Consider the following 19,427-nt stretch of genomic DNA (forward strand, 5'->3'; position numbering starts at 1 on the left):
AAACCCTAGGCAGTCAATTTGTCTTATGTCTTATATAAGATATGATTGACGAGGTTACGCGATCTCCCATGCCCCCGAATCCTTCCGCCGCCGACGCCGCGCCCGAGATGCAGGCCACGCCTGCGTTCAGCCCCTTGTACCAGCAGATCAAGGGCCTGATCCTGCAGAGCCTGCAGTCGGGCGAATGGAAGCCGGGCGAAGCCATTCCGAGCGAGATGGACCTGGCCGCGCGCTTTCGCGTGAGCCAGGGCACCGTGCGCAAGGCGATCGACGAACTCGCCGCCGAGAACCTGGTGATGCGCCGGCAGGGCAAGGGCACCTTCGTCGCGACGCATGCCGAGCAGCATGTGCAGTACCGCTTCCTCAAGCTCGTGCCCGACGCCGGCGACCTCGACAGCGAGGGGCCGGCGCAGCGCACGGTGCTCGAATGCAGGCGGGTGCGCGCGCCGGCCGAAGTCGCGCGGGCGCTGGCGCTGCGCACCGGTGACGCGGTGGTGCAGGCGCGCCGCGTGCTCGCTTTCGGCGGCGTGCCCACCATCGTGGAAGACCTCTGGCTGCCGGGCAACGCCTTCAAGGGCCTGTCGGCCGAACAGATGGCTGACTTCCAGGGGCCGACCTACGCCATGTTCGAACTCGAGTTCGGCATCCGGATGGTGCGCGCCCAGGAAAAGATCCGGGCCGTGGCAGCCGACGCGCAGCAGGCGCAACTGCTGAAGGTCGCGCCGGGCACGCCCTTGCTGAGCGTGGAGCGCGTGGCCTACACGTACAACGACACACCGATGGAACTGCGCCGGGGCCTGTACCGCACCGACACGCACCACTACCGCAACGAGCTGAGCTAGGCTGCCTCAGGGCTGGACGGGGCCGAGCCTGAAACGCTCGGGCAGCAGCACGTCCACGACGCCGTAACGCCCCGGCGATTCGAACCAGGTGGACGGATATTCCTGGGCCGGGTCGGTGCGCAGGGTGCCGGCCACCACGTCCCGCACCACGCGCCGGAGCTGCGCTTCCCCGTCCGGCCCGGTGAAGCGGGAGGGGTTCTCCTTCGCCAGCCGCGCCACCAGGTCCTGGACCAGGCGCTCCTTGTGCCGGCCCATGTGTGCCAGCATCTCGGCCGCATCGAAGCTGCCGACCAGCAGGCTGACGCCGCCCAGGCTCAGCTCAGCGGGCTGGACGGCACCGCCATGGCCCTGCCCCACCCTGATGGTCTGCGGGCCATCGAGCAGGACGAAGGTGCGCGCCGCCATGTCCTCGGAGCGCTCCGAGGAAGCCGACCGGAACAGTTCAGGGTTTTGCTCCAGCAGCGCGGTCTTGCGCGCATGCAGCTCGCGGCGCTGCGCTTCGGTGCCCGCCTTCGCGGTAAACGATTGCCGGACCGCGGCAAGCTCGGCGCGCGGATCGGCCTTCTTCGGCTTGAGCGAGGCGAACACGCCGATGGCCGCCGCGGCGATGACCGGCAGCAGCCACCACCACAGGCCCATGCCGGATCTGCCCCCGGGGGCGGCGCGGGCCGCGGCCGCCCGCCGGATGGCAACGGGCGCGGCCCGCGCCGGGAACGGCTCGGCCTGCGCCGTCTGCAGTTGCCGGTCGTACTCGGCGCGCCTGCCGGCATCGGACAGGACATCGTAGGCCGCGGCGATGGCGGCGGCGCGGGCGCCGGTGGCCGCGTCACCCGGATTCTTGTCCGGGTGGAAGCGCTGCATCAGACTGCGGTAGGCCGCTCGTATGACTTCGGGGCTGGCCCCGTGGCTGACTTCAAGCAGGTCGTAGTGGTTCACTGCGGATCGCCGCCCTATTCCAGCCGCTCGAAACGGGTGACTGAACCGTCCCGCTCGCGCAATTCGAAGCGATTCTTGCCTGCCGAGACGATGGCGTTCACATCGCGCTCGAGGCGGCCGTCGATCTTGATGTTCCAGACCATGCGCTGGCCCTCGAGCTGCCAGAGGCCGTACTGCATGACCTGGCTGTCGGCGCTGCGGATCTCCCATTCGCCGTTCCCGTGCATGTGCAGGGGCGCGGTGGCCAGGCGCGAACTCTTCCACTTGCCGACGAACTGCTCGGCGCGCGGCTCCGAACCGGAACAGCCGGTCGCCAGCGCGACAAGGGCCGCGGCAGCGAGGGCCACGATCGCCGACGGTAACGGGCGCCGGGCTGCCTCGGGCCTCACTGGCGCAGCTCCTGGCGCCAGCGTTCCCGCTCGCGTTCGGCCCGCAACAGCTCGGCCTCCTGCTGCATCCGCTCCCGTTCTTCCTTCGCCATCTTTTCGTTCCGCTCGCGCTGAGCTTCGCGCTGTGCCTCGTAGCGGGCTCTCTCCTCGTCGTGTCTCAGCTGGCGTGAAACCTCGTCGGCACGGCGGCGGGCATCCTGCTCGAACTGCCGCTCCTGCCGCTCCTGCTTGTCCTGGTTGAGATCCTGCTGCCGTTCCTGGTTGCTGCGCCGGCGGCGCTCCGCCTCCAGCAATTCAAGCTCCGCCATGTTGGCCGGACGCACGCCGTGCGTCTGGTAGTACTCCTGGAGCGCGGCTTTCTCGGCCGCCTGGCTTTCCTGGGCCACGCGGCGCGCTGCCGGATCGCCCACGGTGCAGCGGGTGAGCATGAACGCGCCCATCCCGACCAACACCAGCAGTCCGAGGGCGCTGGCAAGCCGGCGCAGCATCTTGACCGCACCCGACGCGATCGGGGCGGCCATGCCGCCGGAGCGCCCGGCCGGCAGGTCGAGGCCGGCGCGCACCAGCATGGCGTCGGCGCGCAGGGCCAGGGCGTCGGCCCGCATCGACAGCGCATCGGCGCGGACCCCGGCACTGCCGGCGGCGTCGGGCTTCGGTTCCAGCGGCGCCAGCGTCAATCCCGCGGCAGCAGCCGGGGCTGCCGACGAGGCGGTCAGCTTGGCGTCATAGCCGACCCGGGTGACGGGATCGGACAGCGTGCTCAGCGCCACCCTGAGCAGCTGGGCCTGGTCCTTGTAGTCCTGGAGATTCATGCCCGCGCAGGCCGCTTCCAATTCGGCCACCCGCTGGCGGTAGGCCGATTGCAGTTCGGCCACGCTCGCGGTCTGCGCAACACCCAGCAGTTCGTAAAGCGTCCGTCTTCCACCCATGCCCCGGCTCCTGCCTCGTACTCTTTCGATTACTGTATCAAACCCCACGCCGCGATCCGGGCGGCCCCCTCGTCGCGGGGGGCTCGACCAAAACTGAAACCCCCGTGTCAGCTTGTTGCGTTGCAATAGAATTTTGGGTTGTCCGCAAAGACCATCCAAAGCTTCCCCACGAAAGAAACGACGCCATGACCGAGCTCGCCAAGCCGCGGCCTGAATTCCGGAACATCAATGCCTTCAGTGATCTCCCCAGCTATCGCCTGCCGGCGGCGGGCTGGGTGTCGATCCTGCACCGCGTCAGCGGCGTGCTGATGTTCCTGCTGCTGCCCTTCATCATCTGGTTGTTCGATACCTCGGTCTCTTCCGAGATTTCCTTCGCGAAGTTCAAAGCCGCTTTCAACACCGGGTTGTGGTTCGTGCCGGGCGTGCTGGTCAAACTGGTCGCGCTCGCGCTGATCTGGGCCTACCTGCACCACTTCATCGCCGGCCTGCGCCACCTGTGGATGGACGTGAGCCACCGCGCCGTGAGCAAGGGCTTCGGCACCAAGTCCGCCACCATCACCCTCGCAGCCAGCCTGCTGCTCACCGTGCTGCTCGGCGCCAAGCTGTTCGGCCTGTACTGACAAGAACCGGAGAAAAAACATGGCAGTGACCTACGGCTCCCGGCGCACCGTCGTCGGCGCCCACTACGGTGTGCGCGACTGGCTCGCGCAGCGCGTGACCGCCGCCTTGATGGCGATCTTCACCCTGGTCGTGCTGGCGCGGCTGCTGCTCACCAGCGGCCCCATCGGCTACGACAAGTGGGCCGGCCTGTTCGCCGGCCAGGGCATGAAGATGCTCACTTTCGCCACCATCGTGGGCCTGCTCTATCACGTGTGGGTTGGCATGCGCGACGTCTGGATGGACTACGTCAAGCCCGTCGGCGTGCGCCTCGTCCTCCAGATCGTGACCATCATCTACCTCCTGGGCTGCGCCGGTTGGGCGGTGCAAGTGCTGTGGAGGGTCTAAAGAATGTCTTACACGAATAGCAACATCACCCGTCGCAAGTTCGACGTCGTCATCGTGGGCGCCGGCGGCTCCGGCATGCGCGCTTCGCTGCAACTGGCCCGCGCGGGGCTGAACGTGGCGGTGCTCTCCAAGGTCTTTCCCACCCGTTCGCACACCGTGGCGGCCCAGGGCGGCATCGGCGCCTCGCTGGGCAACATGTCCGAGGACAACTGGCACTACCACTTCTACGACACGGTCAAGGGCTCCGACTGGCTCGGCGACCAGGACGCGATCGAGTTCATGTGCCGCGAAGCGCCCAGGGTCGTGTACGACCTGGAGCACATGGGGATGCCGTTCGACCGCAACCCCGACGGCACGATCTACCAGCGCCCCTTCGGCGGCCACACCGCCAACTACGGCGAGAAGCCGGTGCAGCGCGCCTGCGCGGCGGCCGACCGCACCGGCCACGCCATGCTGCATACGCTGTACCAGCAGAACGTCCGGGCCAAGACCAGCTTCTTCGTCGAGTGGATGGCGCTGGACCTGATCCGCGACGCCGAGGGCGACGTGGTCGGCGTCACCGCGCTGGAGATGGAAACCGGCGACCTGTACATCCTGGAAGCCAAGACCGTGCTGCTGGCCACCGGCGGCGCCGGCCGCATCTTCGCGGCCTCGACCAATGCCTTCATCAACACCGGCGACGGCCTGGGCATGGCGGCGCGCGCGGGCATCCCGCTGGAAGACATGGAGTTCTGGCAGTTCCACCCCACCGGCGTGGCCGGCGCGGGCGTGCTGCTGACCGAAGGCTGCCGCGGCGAAGGCGCGATCCTGCTCAATAGCAACGGCGAGCGCTTCATGGAGCGCTATGCGCCCACGCTGAAGGACCTGGCGCCGCGCGACTTCGTCTCGCGCTCCATGGACCAGGAGATCAAGGAAGGCCGTGGCTGCGGTCCCAACAAGGACTACGTGCTGCTCAAGCTCGACCACCTGGGCGCCGACACCATCCACAAGCGCTTGCCCTCGGTGTACGAGATCGGCGTGAACTTCGCCAACGTGGACATCACCAAGGAACCGATCCCGGTGGTGCCCACCATCCACTACCAGATGGGCGGCGTGCCGACCAACATCAACGGCCAGGTCGTGATCCAGAACGGCAACGTGCACAACCAGGTCGTCAACGGCCTGTACGCCGTCGGCGAATGCTCTTGCGTCAGTGTGCACGGCGCCAACCGCCTGGGCACCAACTCGCTGCTGGACCTGCTGGTGTTCGGCCGCGCCGCGGGCAATCACATCGTCGAATTCGCGAGCAGGACCAAGTCGCACAAGCCGGTGCCGGCCGACGCGGCCGAGCGCACGCTCGCGCGCCTCAACCGCCTGGAGAACGCCGGCAGCGGCGAATACGCGCAGGACGTGGCCAACGACATCCGCGCCAGCATGCAGAAGCACGCCGGCGTGTTCCGCACGCAGGCCAGCATGAACGAAGGTGTGACCAAGATCAATGCGATCCGCGAGCGCGTCGGTAGCATTGCGCTGCAGGACAAGTCCCGCGTGTTCAACACCGCCCGCATCGAGGCGCTCGAGGTCGAGAACCTGATCGAATGCGCGCAGGCGACCATGACCTCGGCAGCGGCCCGCAAGGAGTGCCGTGGCGCGCACACCGTGAGCGACTACGAGCGGCCGGCGGACGATCCGGTGGCACCGCTCGGCCGCGACGACGCCAATTGGATGAAACACACGCTCTGGTACAGCGAGGGCAACCGCCTGTCGTACAAACCGGTGCAGCTCAAGCCGCTGTCCGTGGAGTCCGTGCCGCCCAAGGTCCGTACGTTCTAGTACGTACTTCCGCATTGCCGCGATAGCGCCTAGATTCAAAGCACAAGACCATGCAAAAACGCACCTTCCAGATCTACCGTTACGACCCGGAAAAGGACGCCCGGCCGTACATGCAGACCGTCGAGATCGAGCTCGAAGGCAACGAGCGCATGCTGCTGGACGCCCTGATGAAGCTCAAGGCGAAAGATCCCACCCTGTCGTTCCGCCGCTCCTGCCGCGAAGGCGTGTGCGGCTCGGACGCCATGAACATCAACGGCAAGAACGGCCTTGCGTGCCTGACCAACATGCTCACGCTGAAGGACCCGATCGTGCTGAAGCCGCTGCCCGGCCTGCCGGTCATCCGCGACCTGATCGTGGACATGACGCAGTTCTTCAAGCAGTACCACTCGATCAAGCCGTACCTGATCAACGACGAGATTCCGCCGGAGAAGGAGCGCCTGCAGTCGCCCGAGGAGCGCGAGGAGCTCAACGGCCTGTACGAGTGCATCCTGTGCGCCAGCTGCTCCACCAGCTGCCCCAGCTTCTGGTGGAACCCCGACAAGTTCGTCGGCCCGGCCGGACTGCTGCAGGCTTACCGCTTCATCGCCGACAGCCGCGACCAGGCCACCGGCGAGCGGCTTGACAACCTGGAGGATCCGTACCGCCTGTTCCGCTGCCACACCATCATGAACTGCGTGGATGTGTGCCCCAAGGGGCTGAACCCCACGATGGCAATCGGCAAGATCAAGGAACTGATGGTGCGGCGCGCCGTCTAGGCGCACCGAATCGAACATGACTGAAGCGCTGGTCGATGAACGGGCCCTGTCAAAGCTCAGGTGGCGTTGCCGCCGGGGATTGCTGGAAAATGACCTGTTCATCGAACGGTTCTTCGAGCGTCATGCGGCCCGACTCACGCAAAGGCAGGCCGATGCGCTCTCCGAATTGATGAACCTGGCGGACAACGATCTGCTGGACCTGCTGCTTGGACGCACGCAACCGCAAGGTGAGCTGGACAGAAGCGACATCAAAGTAGTGCTGGCGATGCTGCGAAACCGCGAGGGCGCGTCGCCGGAAGTTGGGACAAAACCGTAGGAAAACTCATATGAAACTCGCCGACATCAAAGCCACTCTGTCGTTTTCCAACGGCAGCCCCAACGTCGAGCTGCCTGTCTACCGCGGCAGCATCGGCCCCGAGGTCATCGACATCCGCAAGCTGTACGCGCAGACCGGCATGTTCACCTACGACCCGGGCTTCCTGTCCACGGCCTCGTGCCAGTCCGCGATCACCTACATCGACGGCGACAAAGGCGAGCTGCTCTATCGCGGCTACCCGATCGAGCAGCTGGCGACGCAGTGCGACTTCCTCGAAACCTGCTACCTGCTGCTGTACGGCGAGCTGCCGAACGTGGATCAGAAGAAGGATTTCGTCTCGCGCGTGACCAACCACACCATGGTCAACGAGCAGATGCAGTTCTTCCTGCGCGGCTTCCGTCGTGACGCGCATCCGATGGCCGTGATGACCGGCCTGGTTGGCGCGCTGTCGGCCTTCTATCACGACAGCACCGACATCAACAACCCGCAGCACCGCGAGATCGCGGCGATCCGCCTGATCGCCAAGATGCCGACGCTGGTGGCCATGGCTTACAAGTACTCCATGGGCCAGCCCTACATGTACCCGAAGAACTCGCTGTCGTACACGTCGAACTTCATGCGGATGATGTTCGCCACGCCCTGCGAGGAGTACGAGCCCAATGACGTGCTGGTGCGCGCCATGGACCGCATCTTCATCCTGCACGCCGACCACGAGCAGAACGCCTCGACCTCCACGGTTCGCCTGTGCGGCTCGTCGGGCACCAATCCGTTCGCGGCCATCGCGGCCGGCGTGGCCTGCCTGTGGGGCCCGGCGCACGGGGGCGCCAACGAAGCGGCGCTGAACATGCTGGAAGACATCCAGAAGATGGGCGGCGTGGCCAAGATCGGCGAGTTCGTCACCAAGGTCAAGGACAAGAACTCCGGCATCAAGCTGATGGGCTTCGGCCACCGCGTGTACAAGAACTACGACCCGCGCGCCAAGCTGATGCGCGAGACCTGCCACGAGGTGCTGGCCGAGCTGGGGCTGGAAAACGACCCGCTGTTCAAGCTGGCCATGGCGCTGGAGAAGGTGGCGCTGGAGGACGAGTACTTCGTCTCGCGCAAGCTCTATCCGAACGTGGACTTCTACTCCGGCATCGTGCAGCGCGCCATCGGCATCCCGGTGTCGCTGTTCACGGCCATCTTCGCGCTGGCCCGCACCGTGGGCTGGATCGCGCAGCTGAACGAGATGATCGGCGACCCCGAGTACAAGATCGGCCGCCCGCGCCAGCTGTTCAACGGCTCGGCCAATCGCGACGTCAAGCCGATCGCGCAGCGCTGATCCGCGAAGGCATCCGGCAAAAGAAGGCCCGCGCCAAGCGGGCCTTCTTTCATGGCGGGTCCTGGCCCTGCACTGCCACCAGCACCGAGTAAGCCTTGAACACCGCCGTCGCCGGCGCGCCGACTTTCAGCCCCAGCGCCTCGGCGCCTTCGTTGGTGACGCTGGAGGTGACTGTGGCGCCGCCGGGCAGGGTCAGCACCACCAGCGATGACACGGCGCCTTTCTCGATGCGCGACACCGTGCCTTCCAGTTGGTTACGTGCCGACAGCTTCCAGCCGGCGAAGTCGGATACCAACAGCACGTCGGACGCCTTGACCAGCGCCAGCGCCTCCATGCCTTTCTTCAGCTTCAGGCGCTTGGCCGCCACGGTGGTCATGGTGGAGACCACCTCGTGGCCCGACTTCAGCGCCACCGTGACCTGGGTGGACACCGGCCCGGCCTCCACGTTCGCGATGGTGCCGGCGTATTGGTTGCGAGCACTGGTCTTCATGGACATTCTCCTGAGCAGGCCGGCCAGGGCCGGCTGGGTGGCAAGGCGGGCTTCCTGAGCTTGCAGGAAGCCATCGAGATCGGATTGCAGGCTGCGCCAGGCCGCCAGCAACTCGCGCGCTCCAGCGGTCAGCCGCGTGCCGCCGCCGCCCGCACCGCCGGCCGCGCTTTCGAGCAGGGGCGCGTGCGCCTGGTTGGAGGCGGTTTCCAGCATCAGGCGCGCGCCCTTGTAGCTCAGGCCCGCGGTCGAAGCCGCTCGGTGTATGGAGCCGGTGGCCTCCACCGCCGCGAGCAGGGCGAAGAACCGCGCATCCATGCGCCCGGCCAGCCTGAGCTCGGCGGACAGCACGCCGCCGCTGCGCGGCGGCTGGTTCGGCAGCCGGCTCATTCCATCAACGCCACGGTTTTGACCTGCGCCCAGACCGGCATGCCGGGCGCGAGCTGCAAGGCGTGCACGGAACGGCGCGTCACCCGCGCGATCACGGCCGCCCGGCCCACGCGCACGCGCACCAGCGCCAAGGCCGGGTGCAGCTCGTCGCCTGCGATGGCCTCGACCTGTCCGGGCAGCTGGTTGCCAATGCTGGTGCCGGTCTGCGGCGCGCAGGTGATGCTGACGTCACGGGCCAGCACCCGCAGCCGCACACGCTGGCCGACCGGATGGGCGTGGTCACGCGCCCAGAAGTGGCACTCGGCGTCCGGCACGTCCAGCCGCGCCAGCTGCCACTGCGGGTCGCGCTCAGCCACGATGCCATCCAGCACGACGCCGGCGTCGTCTCCGAGCGACGGCGGCAGGTCCAGGCGCGACATGACGTCCGTCAGGGAGCCCGCGGCACGCACGCGGCCGGCCTCCATCACCAGCAGGTGGTCCGCCAACCGCGCCACCTCGTCGATGGCGTGGCTCACGTACAGGATCGGCAGGCTCAGCTCGCGGTGCAGGCGTTCCAGGTAGGGCAGCACTTCGCGTTTGCGCGGTGCATCGAGGGCGGCCATCGGCTCGTCCATGAGCAGCAGCCGCGGGCTGGTGGCCAGCGCGCGCGCGATCGCCACCCGTTGGCGCTCACCGCCCGACAAGGTGGTGGTGCGGCGCTGCATCAGGTGAGCGATCCCCAGCAGTTCGATGACCTGGTCCAGGGGAATGCGGCGCTCGACGGGACGGGTGCGCTTCAGGCCGAAGTCGAGATTCCGCTGGACGTCCAGGTGGGGAAACAGCGCCGCTTCCTGGATCACGTAGCCCAGGCTGCGCCGGTGCGGCGGGATGAACACGCCATGGGCATCGTCCTGCCAGCTCTCGGCGCCCAGGGACACACGACCTTGCGCGCGGGCCAGGCCGGCGATGGCCCGCAGCAGGGTGGTCTTGCCGCAGCCCGAAGGGCCAAAGAAAGCCGTGATGCCCTGCGCCGGCAGGGCCTGCTGCACTTCCAGCGAAAACGCGGGGTACGCCAGGCGCAGGTCGATCTCGATCACGCCGCCAGCTCCCGCTCGCGGGCCGGCCGGTTCAGCAGATACAGCGATACCAGCACCATCAGCGCGAACAACACCATGCCGGCCGCAAGCCGGTGCGCGTCCGCGAGTTCATGGGCCTCGACGTGGTCGTAGATCGCGACTGAGAGCACGCGCGTCTTGTCCGGGATGTTGCCGCCGATCATCAGCACGACACCGAACTCGCCCACCGTATGCGCGAAGCCCAACACGGTCGCCGTGAGGAACCCAGGCCGGGCCAGCGGCAAAGCCACGCTCGCAAAGCGATCCCATCGCCCCGCCCGCAGGGTGGCGGCCGCTTCCAGCATGCGCTCATCGATCGCCTCGAAAGCCTGCTGCAGGGGTTGAACCACGAAGGGCATGGAGTACAGCACCGAGGCCACGACCAGCCCGCCAAAGGTGAACGGCAGCCGCCCCAATCCCAGCGCCGTGGTGAGATGGCCCACCGGGCCTTGGGGACCCATCAGCAGCAGCAGGTAAAAGCCGAGTACGGTGGGCGGCAGCACGATCGGCAACGCCACCACCGCGGAGAGCACCGGCTTGAAGGATGAACGCGTGCGAGCCAGCCACCAGGCGATGGGCGTGCCCACGCACAGCAGCAGCAGCGTGGTCACCGCGGCCAGTTCGGCGGTGAGGCGGACGGCGCTCCACTCGGCCGGCGTCATGAATAACCGAAGGAGGCGATCAGCTGCCGGACCTGCGGCCGCTTGAGGTAGAGCAGCAAGGCCTGCGACGCCGGGTTGTTCTCGCCCGCCTTGAGCAGGACGGCGTCCTGGCGGATCGGGGTGTACAGGTGGGGCGGCACCAGCCACCAGGAGCCGGTGGCCGGCTTGCCGGGGACGGTCACCTGCGACACGGCCACGAAACCGAGCTCGGCGTTGCCCGTGGCCACGAACTGGTAGGTCTGGGCGATGGATTCGCCGAGAACCACCTTCGGCGCCACTGCCCCTTCAAGGCCCAGTGACTTGAGCGCCTCGTAGGCGGCGACGCCATAGGGCGCCAGCTTGGGATTGGCGATCGCGAGGTGCTTGAACTTGCCGGAAGCCAGCACCGCCCCCTTGTTGTCGACCAGCCCTGGCGTCGCGCTCCACAGCGCCAGCCGCCCGACGGCATAGGTGAACTGCGAGCTCGCGACGGCATGGCCTTCCTTCACCAGCCGCGTGGGCGTCTCGTCGTCGGCGGCCAGCAGCACCTCGAAGGGCGCGCCGCTGACGATCTGCGAATAGAACTTGCCCGTCGATCCAGCGGACAGCTTCACGGTGTGGCCCGTGGCCGCGGTGAAGTCCTCGGCGATGCGGGTCATGGGCGCGGCGAAGTTCGCCGCGACGGCCACCTGCACCTCGCCGGCGGCGGCAGCGGAGGTGGCAAGCGCGAAGGCGATGGCTTGAAAGAGGCGGACGAACATGAGCGGTCTCCCAACGTGGAGTAGTCTAGTACACAACGCTTTCCTGCGGTCCAGCCGTCGCGGATGAGTCGGAGCAGGCTCGCCCGCCGCGCTGAATAAAATGTCTGATTCGAAGGAAGTACCGATGGGACGCACCCTTTACGACAAGATCTGGGACGAGCACGTCGTCCACACCGAGGAGGACGGCACGGCCATCCTCTACATCGACCGCCACCTGGTCCATGAAGTGACCAGCCCGCAGGCGTTCGAAGGCCTGCGCGAGGCCGGGCGCAAGGTCTGGCGCGTGAGCTCGATCGTCGCCACGGCCGACCACAACACGCCTACCACCGGCTGGGAGCGCGGCTACGACGGGATCGACGACCCGATCAGCAAGGAGCAGGTCACCACCCTGGACAAGAACATCGGCGAGTTCGGCTCGGCCGCCTACTTCCCCTTCCTGTCCAAGCGCCAGGGCATCGTGCACGTGATCGGCCCGGAACAGGGCGCGACCCTGCCGGGCATGACGGTGGTGTGCGGCGACTCGCACACCTCGACCCACGGCGCCTTCGGCGCGCTGGCCCACGGCATCGGCACCAGCGAGGTCGAGCACGTGATGGCCACCCAGACCCTGCTGGCCAAGAAGGCCAAGAACATGCTGATCAAGGTCGAGGGCCCGCTCGCGCGCGGCGTCACCGCCAAGGACGTGGTGCTGGCCATCATCGGCCGCATCGGCACAGCAGGCGGCACCGGCTACACCATCGAGTTCGCCGGCTCGACGATCCGCTCGCTCAGCATGGAAGGCCGGATGACCGTGTGCAACATGGCCATCGAGGCCGGCGCCCGCGCCGGGCTGGTCGGCGTGGACGACACCACCGTCCAGTATGTCAAGGGCCGGCCCTTGGCGCCCACGGGCGTGGAGTGGGAGCAGGCGGTCACCTACTGGCGGACGCTGCACTCCGACGCCGACGCCAGTTTCGACGCCGTGGTCGAGCTGGATGCAACCAAGATCCTCCCGCAGGTCACCTGGGGCACCTCGCCCGAGATGGTGTTGGGCATCGACGGCCGGGTGCCGGACCCGGACAAGGAAAAGGACCCGAACAAGCGCGGCGCGATCGAGCGCGCCCTGGCCTACATGGGCCTGGAGCCGGGCAAGGCCCTGAACGACCTGTACGTGGACAAGGTGTTCATCGGCTCCTGCACCAACAGCCGCATCGAGGACATGCGCGAGGCGGCCGCGGTGGTCAAGAAACTCGGCCAGAAAGTGGCCCGCAACATCAAGCTGGCCATGGTCGTGCCCGGCTCGGGCGTGGTGAAGGAGCAGGCCGAGCGCGAGGGCCTGCACGAGATCTTCAAGGCGGCCGGCTTCGAGTGGCGCGAGCCCGGCTGCTCGATGTGTCTGGCCATGAACGCCGACCGGCTGGAGCCGGGCGAGCGCTGCGCTTCCACCAGCAACCGCAACTTCGAAGGCCGCCAGGGCGCCGGCGGCCGCACCCACCTGGTCAGCCCGGCCATGGCCGCCGCCGCGGCGGTGCATGGCCATTTCGTTGATATAAGACAGTTCGCTTGAAAGGAAACTTGCCATGAAAAAGATCGCTTCCCTGCTCGCCGCAATCGCCGCTTTCGCGGCCCTCGCCGGCTGCAACACCGTGCGCGGCCTCGGCGAAGATGTCCAGAAGGCCGGCAACGCCATCGAAAACGCCGCGAAAAAGTAACCCTCAGGAAGCGGCCCCTTGGGCCGCGCGTTCCAAATGAAGAGTTTTGTTGTGCACAAGGGACTCGTGGCCCCCATGGACCGCGAGAACGTCGACACCGACGCGATCATTCCCAAGCAGTTCCTGAAGTCGATCCGCAAGACCGGCTTCGGCCAGAACCTGTTCGACGAATGGCGCTACCTGGACCCCGGCTATCCCGGCCAGGATCCGGCCAGCCGCAAGCCGAACCCCGATTTCGTGCTGAACCAGGCGCGCTACAAGGGCGCCTCGATCCTGCTGGCGCGCAAGAACTTCGGCTGCGGCTCCTCGCGCGAGCACGCGCCCTGGGCGCTGGACCAGTACGGCTTCCGCGCCGTCATCGCGCCGAGCTTCGCCGACATCTTCTTCAACAACTGCTTCAAGAACGGGCTGCTGCCGATCGTGCTGCCCGAGTCGCAGGTTTCGCGCCTGTTCGACCAGGTTCATGCCTTCCCCGGCTATGAGCTGACGATCGACCTGGAGCGCCAGGTGATCGTGGCGCCGCAGGGCGAGGAGCTGCCGTTCGAGGTTCAAGCCTTCCGCAGGTACTGCCTGCTCAACGGTTTCGACGATGTGGGGCTGACCCTGCGTCACGCCAAGAAGATCCAGGAATTCGAGGCCCACCGCCTCGCGACCAAGCCCTGGCTCGCCCATACGCTCTGAAGCCCGACATCCCTTCACTGCGGAAGTGAAGGCAGTTTTTGCAACGAAAGAACGCCCAATGAAAATTGCAGTGCTGCCCGGTGACGGCATCGGCACCGAGATCGTCGCCGAGGCCGTCAAGGTCCTGCAGGTGCTGGACCTGAAGTTCGAGATGGAGACCGCCGCGGTCGGCGGCGCCGCCTACGAAGCCCACGGCCATCCCCTGCCCGAGGCCACGCTCAAGCTGGCCAAGGAAGCGGATGCGGTGCTGTTCGGCGCGGTCGGCGACTGGAAATACGACAAGCTCGAGCGGGCGCTGCGCCCCGAGCAGGCCATCCTCGGACTGCGCAAGAACCTGGGCCTGTTCGCCAACTTCCGCCCCGCCATCTGCTACGAGCAGCTGGTGGGCGCCTCCAGCCTGAAGCCGGAACTGATCGCCGGGCTGGACATCCTCATCATCCGTGAGCTGACCGGCGACATTTATTTCGGCCAGCCGCGCGGACGCCGCAGCGCGCCCGACGGGCATTTCCCCGGCGCGGAGGAAGCCTTCGACACCATGCGCTACACGCGCCCGGAGGTCGAGCGCATCGCCCATGTGGCCTTCCAGGCCGCGCGCAAGCGCAGCAAGCGCGTCACCAGCGTGGACAAGGCCAACGTGCTGGAAACCTTCCAGCTGTGGAAGGACGTGGTGACCGAGGTCGGCCAGCAGTACCCCGACGTCAAGCTCGACCACATGTACGTGGACAACGCGGCGATGCAGCTGGTGAAGGCGCCCAAGGCCTTCGACGTGGTGGTCACCGGCAACATGTTCGGCGACATCCTGTCGGACGAAGCCGCGATGCTCACCGGCTCGATCGGCATGCTCCCCTCGGCCAGCCTGAACGCGTCCAACCAGGGCCTGTACGAACCGAGCCACGGCAGCGCACCCGACATCGCCGGCAAGGGGGTAGCTAATCCTTTGGCTACAATACTGTCTGCTGCCATGATGCTCCGCTTTTCCCTCAACCAACCCCAAGCCGCCGACCGGATCGAGTCCGCGGTGAAGGACGTGCTGGCCGCGGGCCTGCGGACGGCGGACATCCATTCCGAAGGCACCACCAAGGTTGGCACCCGCCAGATGGGCGATGCCGTGGTCGCCGCGATCACGAAAAAGACCATTACCAAGAGCTAGCAAGCTCCGGTTCGTCGCGCGCCCTCCCCGGCCCAAGACGAGCCGGGGAAACCAGGTTTCAAAACTGAAAGGCGCGCAACGATGACTCTCTCGAACCAACAACAACCGCTGGTCGGCCTGGTCGGCTGGCGCGGCATGGTCGGCTCGGTCCTGATGGATCGCATGGAGGCCGAAGGCGACTTCGGCCTGATCGAGCCGGTGTTCTTCTCCACTTCGAACGCCGGCGGCAAGGCGCCCGCGCAGGCCAAGAACGAAGGCAAGCTCAAGGACGCCTTCGACATCGCGGCGCTTTCGAAGTGCGACATCGTCATCACCTGCCAGGGCGGCGACTACACCACCGAGGTGTTCCTCAAGCTGCGCGCGGCCGGCTGGAACGGCCACTGGATCGACGCGGCCTCCACGCTGCGGATGAAGGATGACGCGGTCATCATCCTGGACCCGGTCAACCTGCCGGTGATCAAGAACGCCCTGGGCAAGGGCGGGCGCAACTGGATCGGCGGCAACTGCACCGTCAGCTGCATGCTGATGGGCGTGGGCGCGCTCTACAAGGCCGGCCTGGTCGAGTGGATGAGCAGCATGACCTACCAGGCGGCCTCCGGTGGCGGCGCGCAACACATGCGTGAGCTGCTCACGCAATTCGGCACTTTGAATTCTGAGGTGCGCGCCCTCCTGGACGACCCCAAGTCGGCCATTCTGGAGATCGACCGCAAGGTACTGGCCCGCCAGCAGTCCATGTCGGGCGCCGAGACCGAGAACTTCGGCGTGCCGCTGGGCGGTTCGCTCATCCCCTGGATCGACAAGGACCTGGGCAACGGCGTGTCGCGCGAAGAGTGGAAGGCCGGCGCCGAGACCAACAAGATCCTGGGCCAGGGCGAGGGCTTCGGCACCCAGGCGACCCCGGTGGACGGCTTCTGCGTGCGGGTGGGTGCCATGCGCTGCCACAGCCAGGCGTTGACCTTCAAGCTCAAGAAGGACGTGCCGCTGGCCGACATCGAGGCCATGATCGCGGCCGACAACGCCTGGGTGAAGGTGGTGCCCAACAACCGGGAAGCGACGCTCAAGGACCTCACGCCGGTGGCCGTGACCGGCACGCTGACCATCCCTGTGGGCCGGATCCGCAAGATGGCCATGGGTCCGGAATACCTCGGCGCCTACACGATCGGCGACCAATTGCTGTGGGGCGCGGCCGAGCCGCTGCGCCGGATGCTGCGCATCCTGCTTGACGCATAATTCTCCCAAGCTCTTCCGTAGCGACGGCCTGTAATCACCGGTTACAGGCCGTTGTCATGTGACAACGAGCCAGTGCGGGTAAATACGCGGTACAGGTGGCCGCGAAGTTAAAAACTTGTCTCAGCTTGTCACCCTAAGACATTGATGTTATGGTCCTTTTAGCAATTTCAGCGTCAAGGCGTTTGTCCGCATGAAGAGAAAAAAATTGCCTGCTGACCAGGCAATGAGGGCTCAACCATCCACGGAAAAGCCGCAGTGGCGGACGACCGCCCTGGCATTCGCCACGGCCGTCCTGCTCGGGATTTCCACCACGGATGTGCATGCCCTCGCCCTGGGTCGCATCAATGTCCAGTCGGCGCTGGGCGAACCGTTGCGCGCCGAGATCGAGATCCCGGAGATCGACGCCGATGAACTCGCGTCCTTGAAGGCCAACATCGCCGCACCCGAGGCGTTCAGGTCTGCAGGCTTCGACTTCAATCCCGCGCTGACCGGCATCCGCATCTCGCTCGAGAAACGGGCCGATGGCCGGCACTTCCTGAGGTTGAGCAGCCAGCGGCCGATCAACGAGCCGTTCATCGACCTCATCCTTGAAAGCACCTGGTCGTCCGGACGCATCCTGCGCGACTACACGATGCTGTTCGACCCGCCCAGTCTGCGGCAGGGTCAGCCGCTCGCCGCCGAGCTGAGCCCGTCGGCCCCGGCGACGCGCGCCACCCCGGCGGCGGCGCCTGCTGCGCCCGCGGCTGCAGCTCGGGCCGCGCGCACCGCGCCGGCCGAAGCGCCCCGCGCCGTGGCGGCCGAAACGCCCCGCGCGCCGGCCAGCGAAGGCAGCGCCAAGCAAGTCACGGTCAAGGGCGGCGATACCGCCGGCCGCATCGCGGCCGCCAACAAGCCCGCCGACGTTTCGCTGGACCAGATGCTGGTCGCGCTGCTGCGCGCCAACCAGGATGCCTTCGTCGGCGGCAACGTCAACCGCCTGCGCTCGGGCGCCGTGCTCGACGTGCCGAGCGCCCAGGACGCCGCCCAGATCCCGGCCGATGAGGCCAAGCAGGTGCTGGTCGCCCAAAGCCGCGACTTCAACGAGTTCCGCCGCCGCTTCGCCGAAAGCCTGCCCGTCACGAAGGTGAACCCGGCGGACCGCGAGGCCTCCGGCAAGATCACGGCGCAGGTCGAGGAAAAGCAGCCGGCCGCCACGGCGCCCGACAAGCTCACCCTGTCCAAGGGCAACGCGCAAGGCAAGGCCGGCGCCGAAGAGCAGAAGATCGCGCGGGACCGCGCCGCCCAGGATACGGCGACGCGCGTGGCCGAACTGAGCAAGAACATTTCCGACCTGAACAAGATCGGGACGGCCCCGGCAGCGCCTGCGGCTTCCGCCAGCGCCGCCAAGGGTGGCGTGCCGGTCCCGGTCGGCGCCTCCATCGCAGCGGCAAGCACGTCCGCCCCGGCCGCCGCTGCCGCGGCCAAGACCCCGGCGGCGATCGCTTCCGCACCCGCTCCCGTCACCACGCCGGCCGTGGTCGCAGCCTCATCGGCTTCGCCCGCTTCGGCGGCTGCGCCGGTCGCGGCGGCCGCGCCTGAAGCGGCTGCCCCCGCTTCCGCTGCCGTGGCAAGCGCCAGCGCCGCCGCTCCGGCTGCCGAGGCTGCTTCCGCCGCAGCCCCTGCCGCGCCGGTGATCGCCGCGGCGCCGGCTTCGGCGCCCAAGCCCGTAGTCAAGCGCGCGGAGCCCCCGCCGCCGCCCGAGCCCAGCCTGCTCGACGACCTGATCGAAAACTGGATGCTCCCGGCCGGCGCCCTGGGCGCGGTCGCCGCCCTGCTCGGCGGTTTCGGCTTCTACCGTCTGCGGCAGCGCAAGAAGTCGACGACCGTCGACAGTTCCTTCCTCGAAAGCCGCCTGCAGCCCGACTCATTCTTCGGCGCCAGCGGCGGTCAGCGCATCGACACCAATGAAGGCAACGTCAGCGGCTCTTCGCTGGTGTATTCGCCCAGCCAGCTCGACGCCGCCGGCGATGTGGACCCGGTCGCCGAGGCCGATGTGTACCTCGCGTATGGCCGCGACCTGCAGGCCGAGGAGATCCTGAAGGAGGCCATGCGCACGCAGCCGCAGCGCGTTGCCATCCACGCCAAGCTGCTCGAAATCTACGCCAAGCGCCGCGATGCCCGCGCTTTCGAGTTGATCGCGACCGAGGCCTATGGCCTGACCCACGGCACCGGTACCGAATGGGAACGCGTGTGCGAACTGGGCCAGGAACTCGACCCCTCCAATTCGCTGTACCGTCCCGGCGGTGAGCCCGGCGCGCGCGCGGTGGTGACACCGTCGAGCGCCGTGCAGACACAGGCCCTGGCCGCCGCACCGGCGGTCGAGCCCGCAGCCGACGCGGCCCCGGACATCGACCTGGACCTGGACTTTTCGATCGGCGACGAGCCGCTGTCCGCTCCTGCGCCGGTGCCGGCCAACGAGCAGACGCAGCCCATGCAAGCGGCGGTCGCCGAGCCCATGCCCTCGCTCGACATGGATTTCGGCGCGATCACGCCCCCGGCGAGCGCCGCAGCGCCCTCGGCCGTACGGCTGGATGCGCCCGACCTGACGCTCGACGAGAACGCGCTGAGCTTCGACCTGGACACCCCGACAGCCCCCGTGGCGGCTGCAGCTGCGGCAGCCGCTGCCTCGCCGGTCGCCGATGCCGGCATGATCGAGTTCGACCTGGGTGCCCTGTCACTGGACATCGGCACCTCGGCCAAGGCGGTCGACACCGGTCCCGATACCGAGGACTCGCTGGCCACGACGGCAGGTTCGCCGCTCGGCGCCGCCGGGTTCGACGACATGGGCGACGACCCGCTGTCCACCAAGCTGGCGCTGGCGCGCGAGTTCCATTCGATCGGCGACCCGGATGGCGCCCGCAGCCTGGCGCAGGAAGTGCTCACCGAGGCTTCCGGCGACCTGAAGTCCGCGGCCCAGCGCTTGCTCGCGGAAATCGGCTAGAACGAACTCCCGGTAAA

General features: G+C 67.4%; 20 protein-coding genes. 13 read left to right on the forward strand and 7 right to left on the reverse strand.

Features of this window, described 5'->3' with window-relative positions; genetic code table 11:
• Positions 1-68 precede the first annotated feature (68 nt).
• On the forward strand, positions 69-842 hold the full coding sequence (locus UC35_RS03170) for a GntR family transcriptional regulator (RefSeq protein WP_061496106.1): 774 nt from the start codon (positions 69-71) through the stop codon (positions 840-842).
• 6 nt (positions 843-848) lie between these two features.
• Here UC35_RS03170 and UC35_RS03175 read toward each other — a convergent pair whose 3' ends face one another.
• The 3 genes from UC35_RS03175 to UC35_RS03185 are packed head-to-tail and all read right to left on the reverse strand — an operon-like array spanning position 849 to position 3,096.
• Complete coding sequence (locus UC35_RS03175; RefSeq protein ID WP_061496107.1) at positions 849-1,778, reverse strand: J domain-containing protein; 930 nt, start codon at positions 1,776-1,778, stop codon at positions 849-851.
• 14 nt (positions 1,779-1,792) lie between these two features.
• Complete coding sequence (locus UC35_RS24150) at positions 1,793-2,125, reverse strand: hypothetical protein (protein WP_061496108.1); 333 nt, start codon at positions 2,123-2,125, stop codon at positions 1,793-1,795.
• Positions 2,126-2,163: 38 nt separating this feature from the next.
• A complete protein-coding gene (locus UC35_RS03185; protein ID WP_061496109.1) occupies positions 2,164-3,096 on the reverse strand; it encodes a hypothetical protein in 933 nt (310 codons plus the stop codon).
• Between the two features lie 185 nt (positions 3,097-3,281).
• On the opposite strand from UC35_RS03185, the gene sdhC reads away from it, so the two are divergent.
• The 6 genes from sdhC to UC35_RS03215 are packed head-to-tail and all read left to right on the forward strand — an operon-like array spanning position 3,282 to position 8,305.
• Positions 3,282-3,716 carry a succinate dehydrogenase, cytochrome b556 subunit gene (gene sdhC / locus UC35_RS03190; RefSeq protein WP_061496110.1) on the forward strand — a complete coding sequence of 145 codons (435 nt, stop codon included), beginning with the start codon at positions 3,282-3,284 and terminating at the stop codon, positions 3,714-3,716.
• A 19-nt stretch (positions 3,717-3,735) separates the two neighbouring features.
• Entirely contained in the window at positions 3,736-4,101 is a 366-nt protein-coding gene (gene sdhD / locus UC35_RS03195; RefSeq protein ID WP_061496111.1) for a succinate dehydrogenase, hydrophobic membrane anchor protein, read from the forward strand.
• Positions 4,102-4,104: 3 nt separating this feature from the next.
• A complete protein-coding gene (gene sdhA / locus UC35_RS03200; protein WP_061496113.1) occupies positions 4,105-5,913 on the forward strand; it encodes a succinate dehydrogenase flavoprotein subunit in 1,809 nt (602 codons plus the stop codon).
• A gap of 50 nt (positions 5,914-5,963) precedes the next feature.
• Positions 5,964-6,668, forward strand: coding sequence for a succinate dehydrogenase iron-sulfur subunit (locus UC35_RS03205; protein WP_061496115.1), 705 nt, complete (start codon positions 5,964-5,966; stop codon positions 6,666-6,668).
• Between the two features lie 16 nt (positions 6,669-6,684).
• A complete protein-coding gene (locus UC35_RS03210) occupies positions 6,685-6,984 on the forward strand; it encodes a succinate dehydrogenase assembly factor 2 (RefSeq protein ID WP_061496117.1) in 300 nt (99 codons plus the stop codon).
• Between the two features lie 10 nt (positions 6,985-6,994).
• Complete coding sequence (locus tag UC35_RS03215) at positions 6,995-8,305, forward strand: citrate synthase (RefSeq protein ID WP_061496119.1); 1,311 nt, start codon at positions 6,995-6,997, stop codon at positions 8,303-8,305.
• A 49-nt stretch (positions 8,306-8,354) separates the two neighbouring features.
• Here the strand turns inward: UC35_RS03215 and UC35_RS03220 are convergent, their stop codons facing one another.
• From UC35_RS03220 to modA, 4 genes are read right to left on the reverse strand one after another with little or no spacing between them, the layout of a single operon-like run.
• The gene (locus tag UC35_RS03220) at positions 8,355-9,182 is read right to left on the reverse strand and encodes a TOBE domain-containing protein (protein ID WP_061496121.1); all 828 of its coding nucleotides are present in this window, start codon (positions 9,180-9,182) and stop codon (positions 8,355-8,357) included.
• Positions 9,179-10,258: a molybdenum ABC transporter ATP-binding protein gene (gene modC, locus UC35_RS03225; protein WP_061496123.1), complete on the reverse strand. Its 1,080-nt coding sequence runs from the start codon at positions 10,256-10,258 to the stop codon at positions 9,179-9,181. The genes UC35_RS03220 and modC overlap by 4 nt, the downstream gene beginning before the upstream one ends.
• Complete coding sequence (gene modB, locus UC35_RS03230) at positions 10,255-10,938, reverse strand: molybdate ABC transporter permease subunit (protein WP_061496125.1); 684 nt, start codon at positions 10,936-10,938, stop codon at positions 10,255-10,257. Before modB ends, modC begins: the two co-directional genes overlap by 4 nt.
• Positions 10,935-11,678 carry a molybdate ABC transporter substrate-binding protein gene (gene modA, locus UC35_RS03235; protein WP_061496127.1) on the reverse strand — a complete coding sequence of 248 codons (744 nt, stop codon included), beginning with the start codon at positions 11,676-11,678 and terminating at the stop codon, positions 10,935-10,937. Before modA ends, modB begins: the two co-directional genes overlap by 4 nt.
• Positions 11,679-11,802: 124 nt before the next feature.
• On the opposite strand from modA, the gene leuC reads away from it, so the two are divergent.
• From leuC to UC35_RS03265, 6 genes are all read left to right on the forward strand, one after another.
• Positions 11,803-13,224: a 3-isopropylmalate dehydratase large subunit gene (gene leuC / locus UC35_RS03240; protein ID WP_061496129.1), complete on the forward strand. Its 1,422-nt coding sequence runs from the start codon at positions 11,803-11,805 to the stop codon at positions 13,222-13,224.
• Between the two features lie 13 nt (positions 13,225-13,237).
• The gene (locus tag UC35_RS03245) at positions 13,238-13,369 is read left to right on the forward strand and encodes an entericidin A/B family lipoprotein (RefSeq protein ID WP_061496131.1); all 132 of its coding nucleotides are present in this window, start codon (positions 13,238-13,240) and stop codon (positions 13,367-13,369) included.
• Positions 13,370-13,405: 36 nt separating this feature from the next.
• A complete protein-coding gene (leuD, locus tag UC35_RS03250; RefSeq protein WP_061496133.1) occupies positions 13,406-14,050 on the forward strand; it encodes a 3-isopropylmalate dehydratase small subunit in 645 nt (214 codons plus the stop codon).
• Positions 14,051-14,108: 58 nt separating this feature from the next.
• Positions 14,109-15,200 carry a 3-isopropylmalate dehydrogenase gene (gene leuB / locus UC35_RS03255; RefSeq protein WP_061496134.1) on the forward strand — a complete coding sequence of 364 codons (1,092 nt, stop codon included), beginning with the start codon at positions 14,109-14,111 and terminating at the stop codon, positions 15,198-15,200.
• Between the two features lie 81 nt (positions 15,201-15,281).
• Positions 15,282-16,430, forward strand: coding sequence for an aspartate-semialdehyde dehydrogenase (gene asd / locus UC35_RS03260; RefSeq protein WP_061496137.1), 1,149 nt, complete (start codon positions 15,282-15,284; stop codon positions 16,428-16,430).
• A gap of 223 nt (positions 16,431-16,653) precedes the next feature.
• Positions 16,654-19,410 carry a FimV/HubP family polar landmark protein gene (locus UC35_RS03265; RefSeq protein ID WP_227820440.1) on the forward strand — a complete coding sequence of 919 codons (2,757 nt, stop codon included), beginning with the start codon at positions 16,654-16,656 and terminating at the stop codon, positions 19,408-19,410.
• The last annotated feature ends 17 nt before the right edge of the window (positions 19,411-19,427 follow it).

It is taken from the genome of Ramlibacter tataouinensis, assembly GCF_001580455.1.
Classification (GTDB): domain Bacteria; phylum Pseudomonadota; class Gammaproteobacteria; order Burkholderiales; family Burkholderiaceae_C; genus Ramlibacter; species Ramlibacter tataouinensis_B.

Bases quoted from the DNA above. Each gene is read 5' to 3' on its own strand.
- UC35_RS03170 (WP_061496106.1), top strand. From the start codon at position 69: ATGCCCCCGAATCCTTCCGCCGCCGACGCCGCGCCCGAGATGCAGGCC.
- UC35_RS03185 (WP_061496109.1), bottom strand. From the start codon at position 3,096: ATGGGTGGAAGACGGACGCTTTACGAACTGCTGGGTGTTGCGCAGACC.
- sdhC (WP_061496110.1), top strand. From the start codon at position 3,282: ATGACCGAGCTCGCCAAGCCGCGGCCTGAATTCCGGAACATCAATGCC.
- sdhD (WP_061496111.1), top strand. From the start codon at position 3,736: ATGGCAGTGACCTACGGCTCCCGGCGCACCGTCGTCGGCGCCCACTAC.
- sdhA (WP_061496113.1), top strand. From the start codon at position 4,105: ATGTCTTACACGAATAGCAACATCACCCGTCGCAAGTTCGACGTCGTC.
- UC35_RS03205 (WP_061496115.1), top strand. From the start codon at position 5,964: ATGCAAAAACGCACCTTCCAGATCTACCGTTACGACCCGGAAAAGGAC.
- UC35_RS03210 (WP_061496117.1), top strand. From the start codon at position 6,685: ATGACTGAAGCGCTGGTCGATGAACGGGCCCTGTCAAAGCTCAGGTGG.
- UC35_RS03215 (WP_061496119.1), top strand. From the start codon at position 6,995: ATGAAACTCGCCGACATCAAAGCCACTCTGTCGTTTTCCAACGGCAGC.
- UC35_RS03220 (WP_061496121.1), bottom strand. From the start codon at position 9,182: ATGAGCCGGCTGCCGAACCAGCCGCCGCGCAGCGGCGGCGTGCTGTCC.
- modB (WP_061496125.1), bottom strand. From the start codon at position 10,938: ATGACGCCGGCCGAGTGGAGCGCCGTCCGCCTCACCGCCGAACTGGCC.
- modA (WP_061496127.1), bottom strand. From the start codon at position 11,678: ATGTTCGTCCGCCTCTTTCAAGCCATCGCCTTCGCGCTTGCCACCTCC.
- leuC (WP_061496129.1), top strand. From the start codon at position 11,803: ATGGGACGCACCCTTTACGACAAGATCTGGGACGAGCACGTCGTCCAC.
- UC35_RS03245 (WP_061496131.1), top strand. From the start codon at position 13,238: ATGAAAAAGATCGCTTCCCTGCTCGCCGCAATCGCCGCTTTCGCGGCC.
- leuD (WP_061496133.1), top strand. From the start codon at position 13,406: ATGAAGAGTTTTGTTGTGCACAAGGGACTCGTGGCCCCCATGGACCGC.
- leuB (WP_061496134.1), top strand. From the start codon at position 14,109: ATGAAAATTGCAGTGCTGCCCGGTGACGGCATCGGCACCGAGATCGTC.
- asd (WP_061496137.1), top strand. From the start codon at position 15,282: ATGACTCTCTCGAACCAACAACAACCGCTGGTCGGCCTGGTCGGCTGG.
- UC35_RS03265 (WP_227820440.1), top strand. From the start codon at position 16,654: ATGAGGGCTCAACCATCCACGGAAAAGCCGCAGTGGCGGACGACCGCC.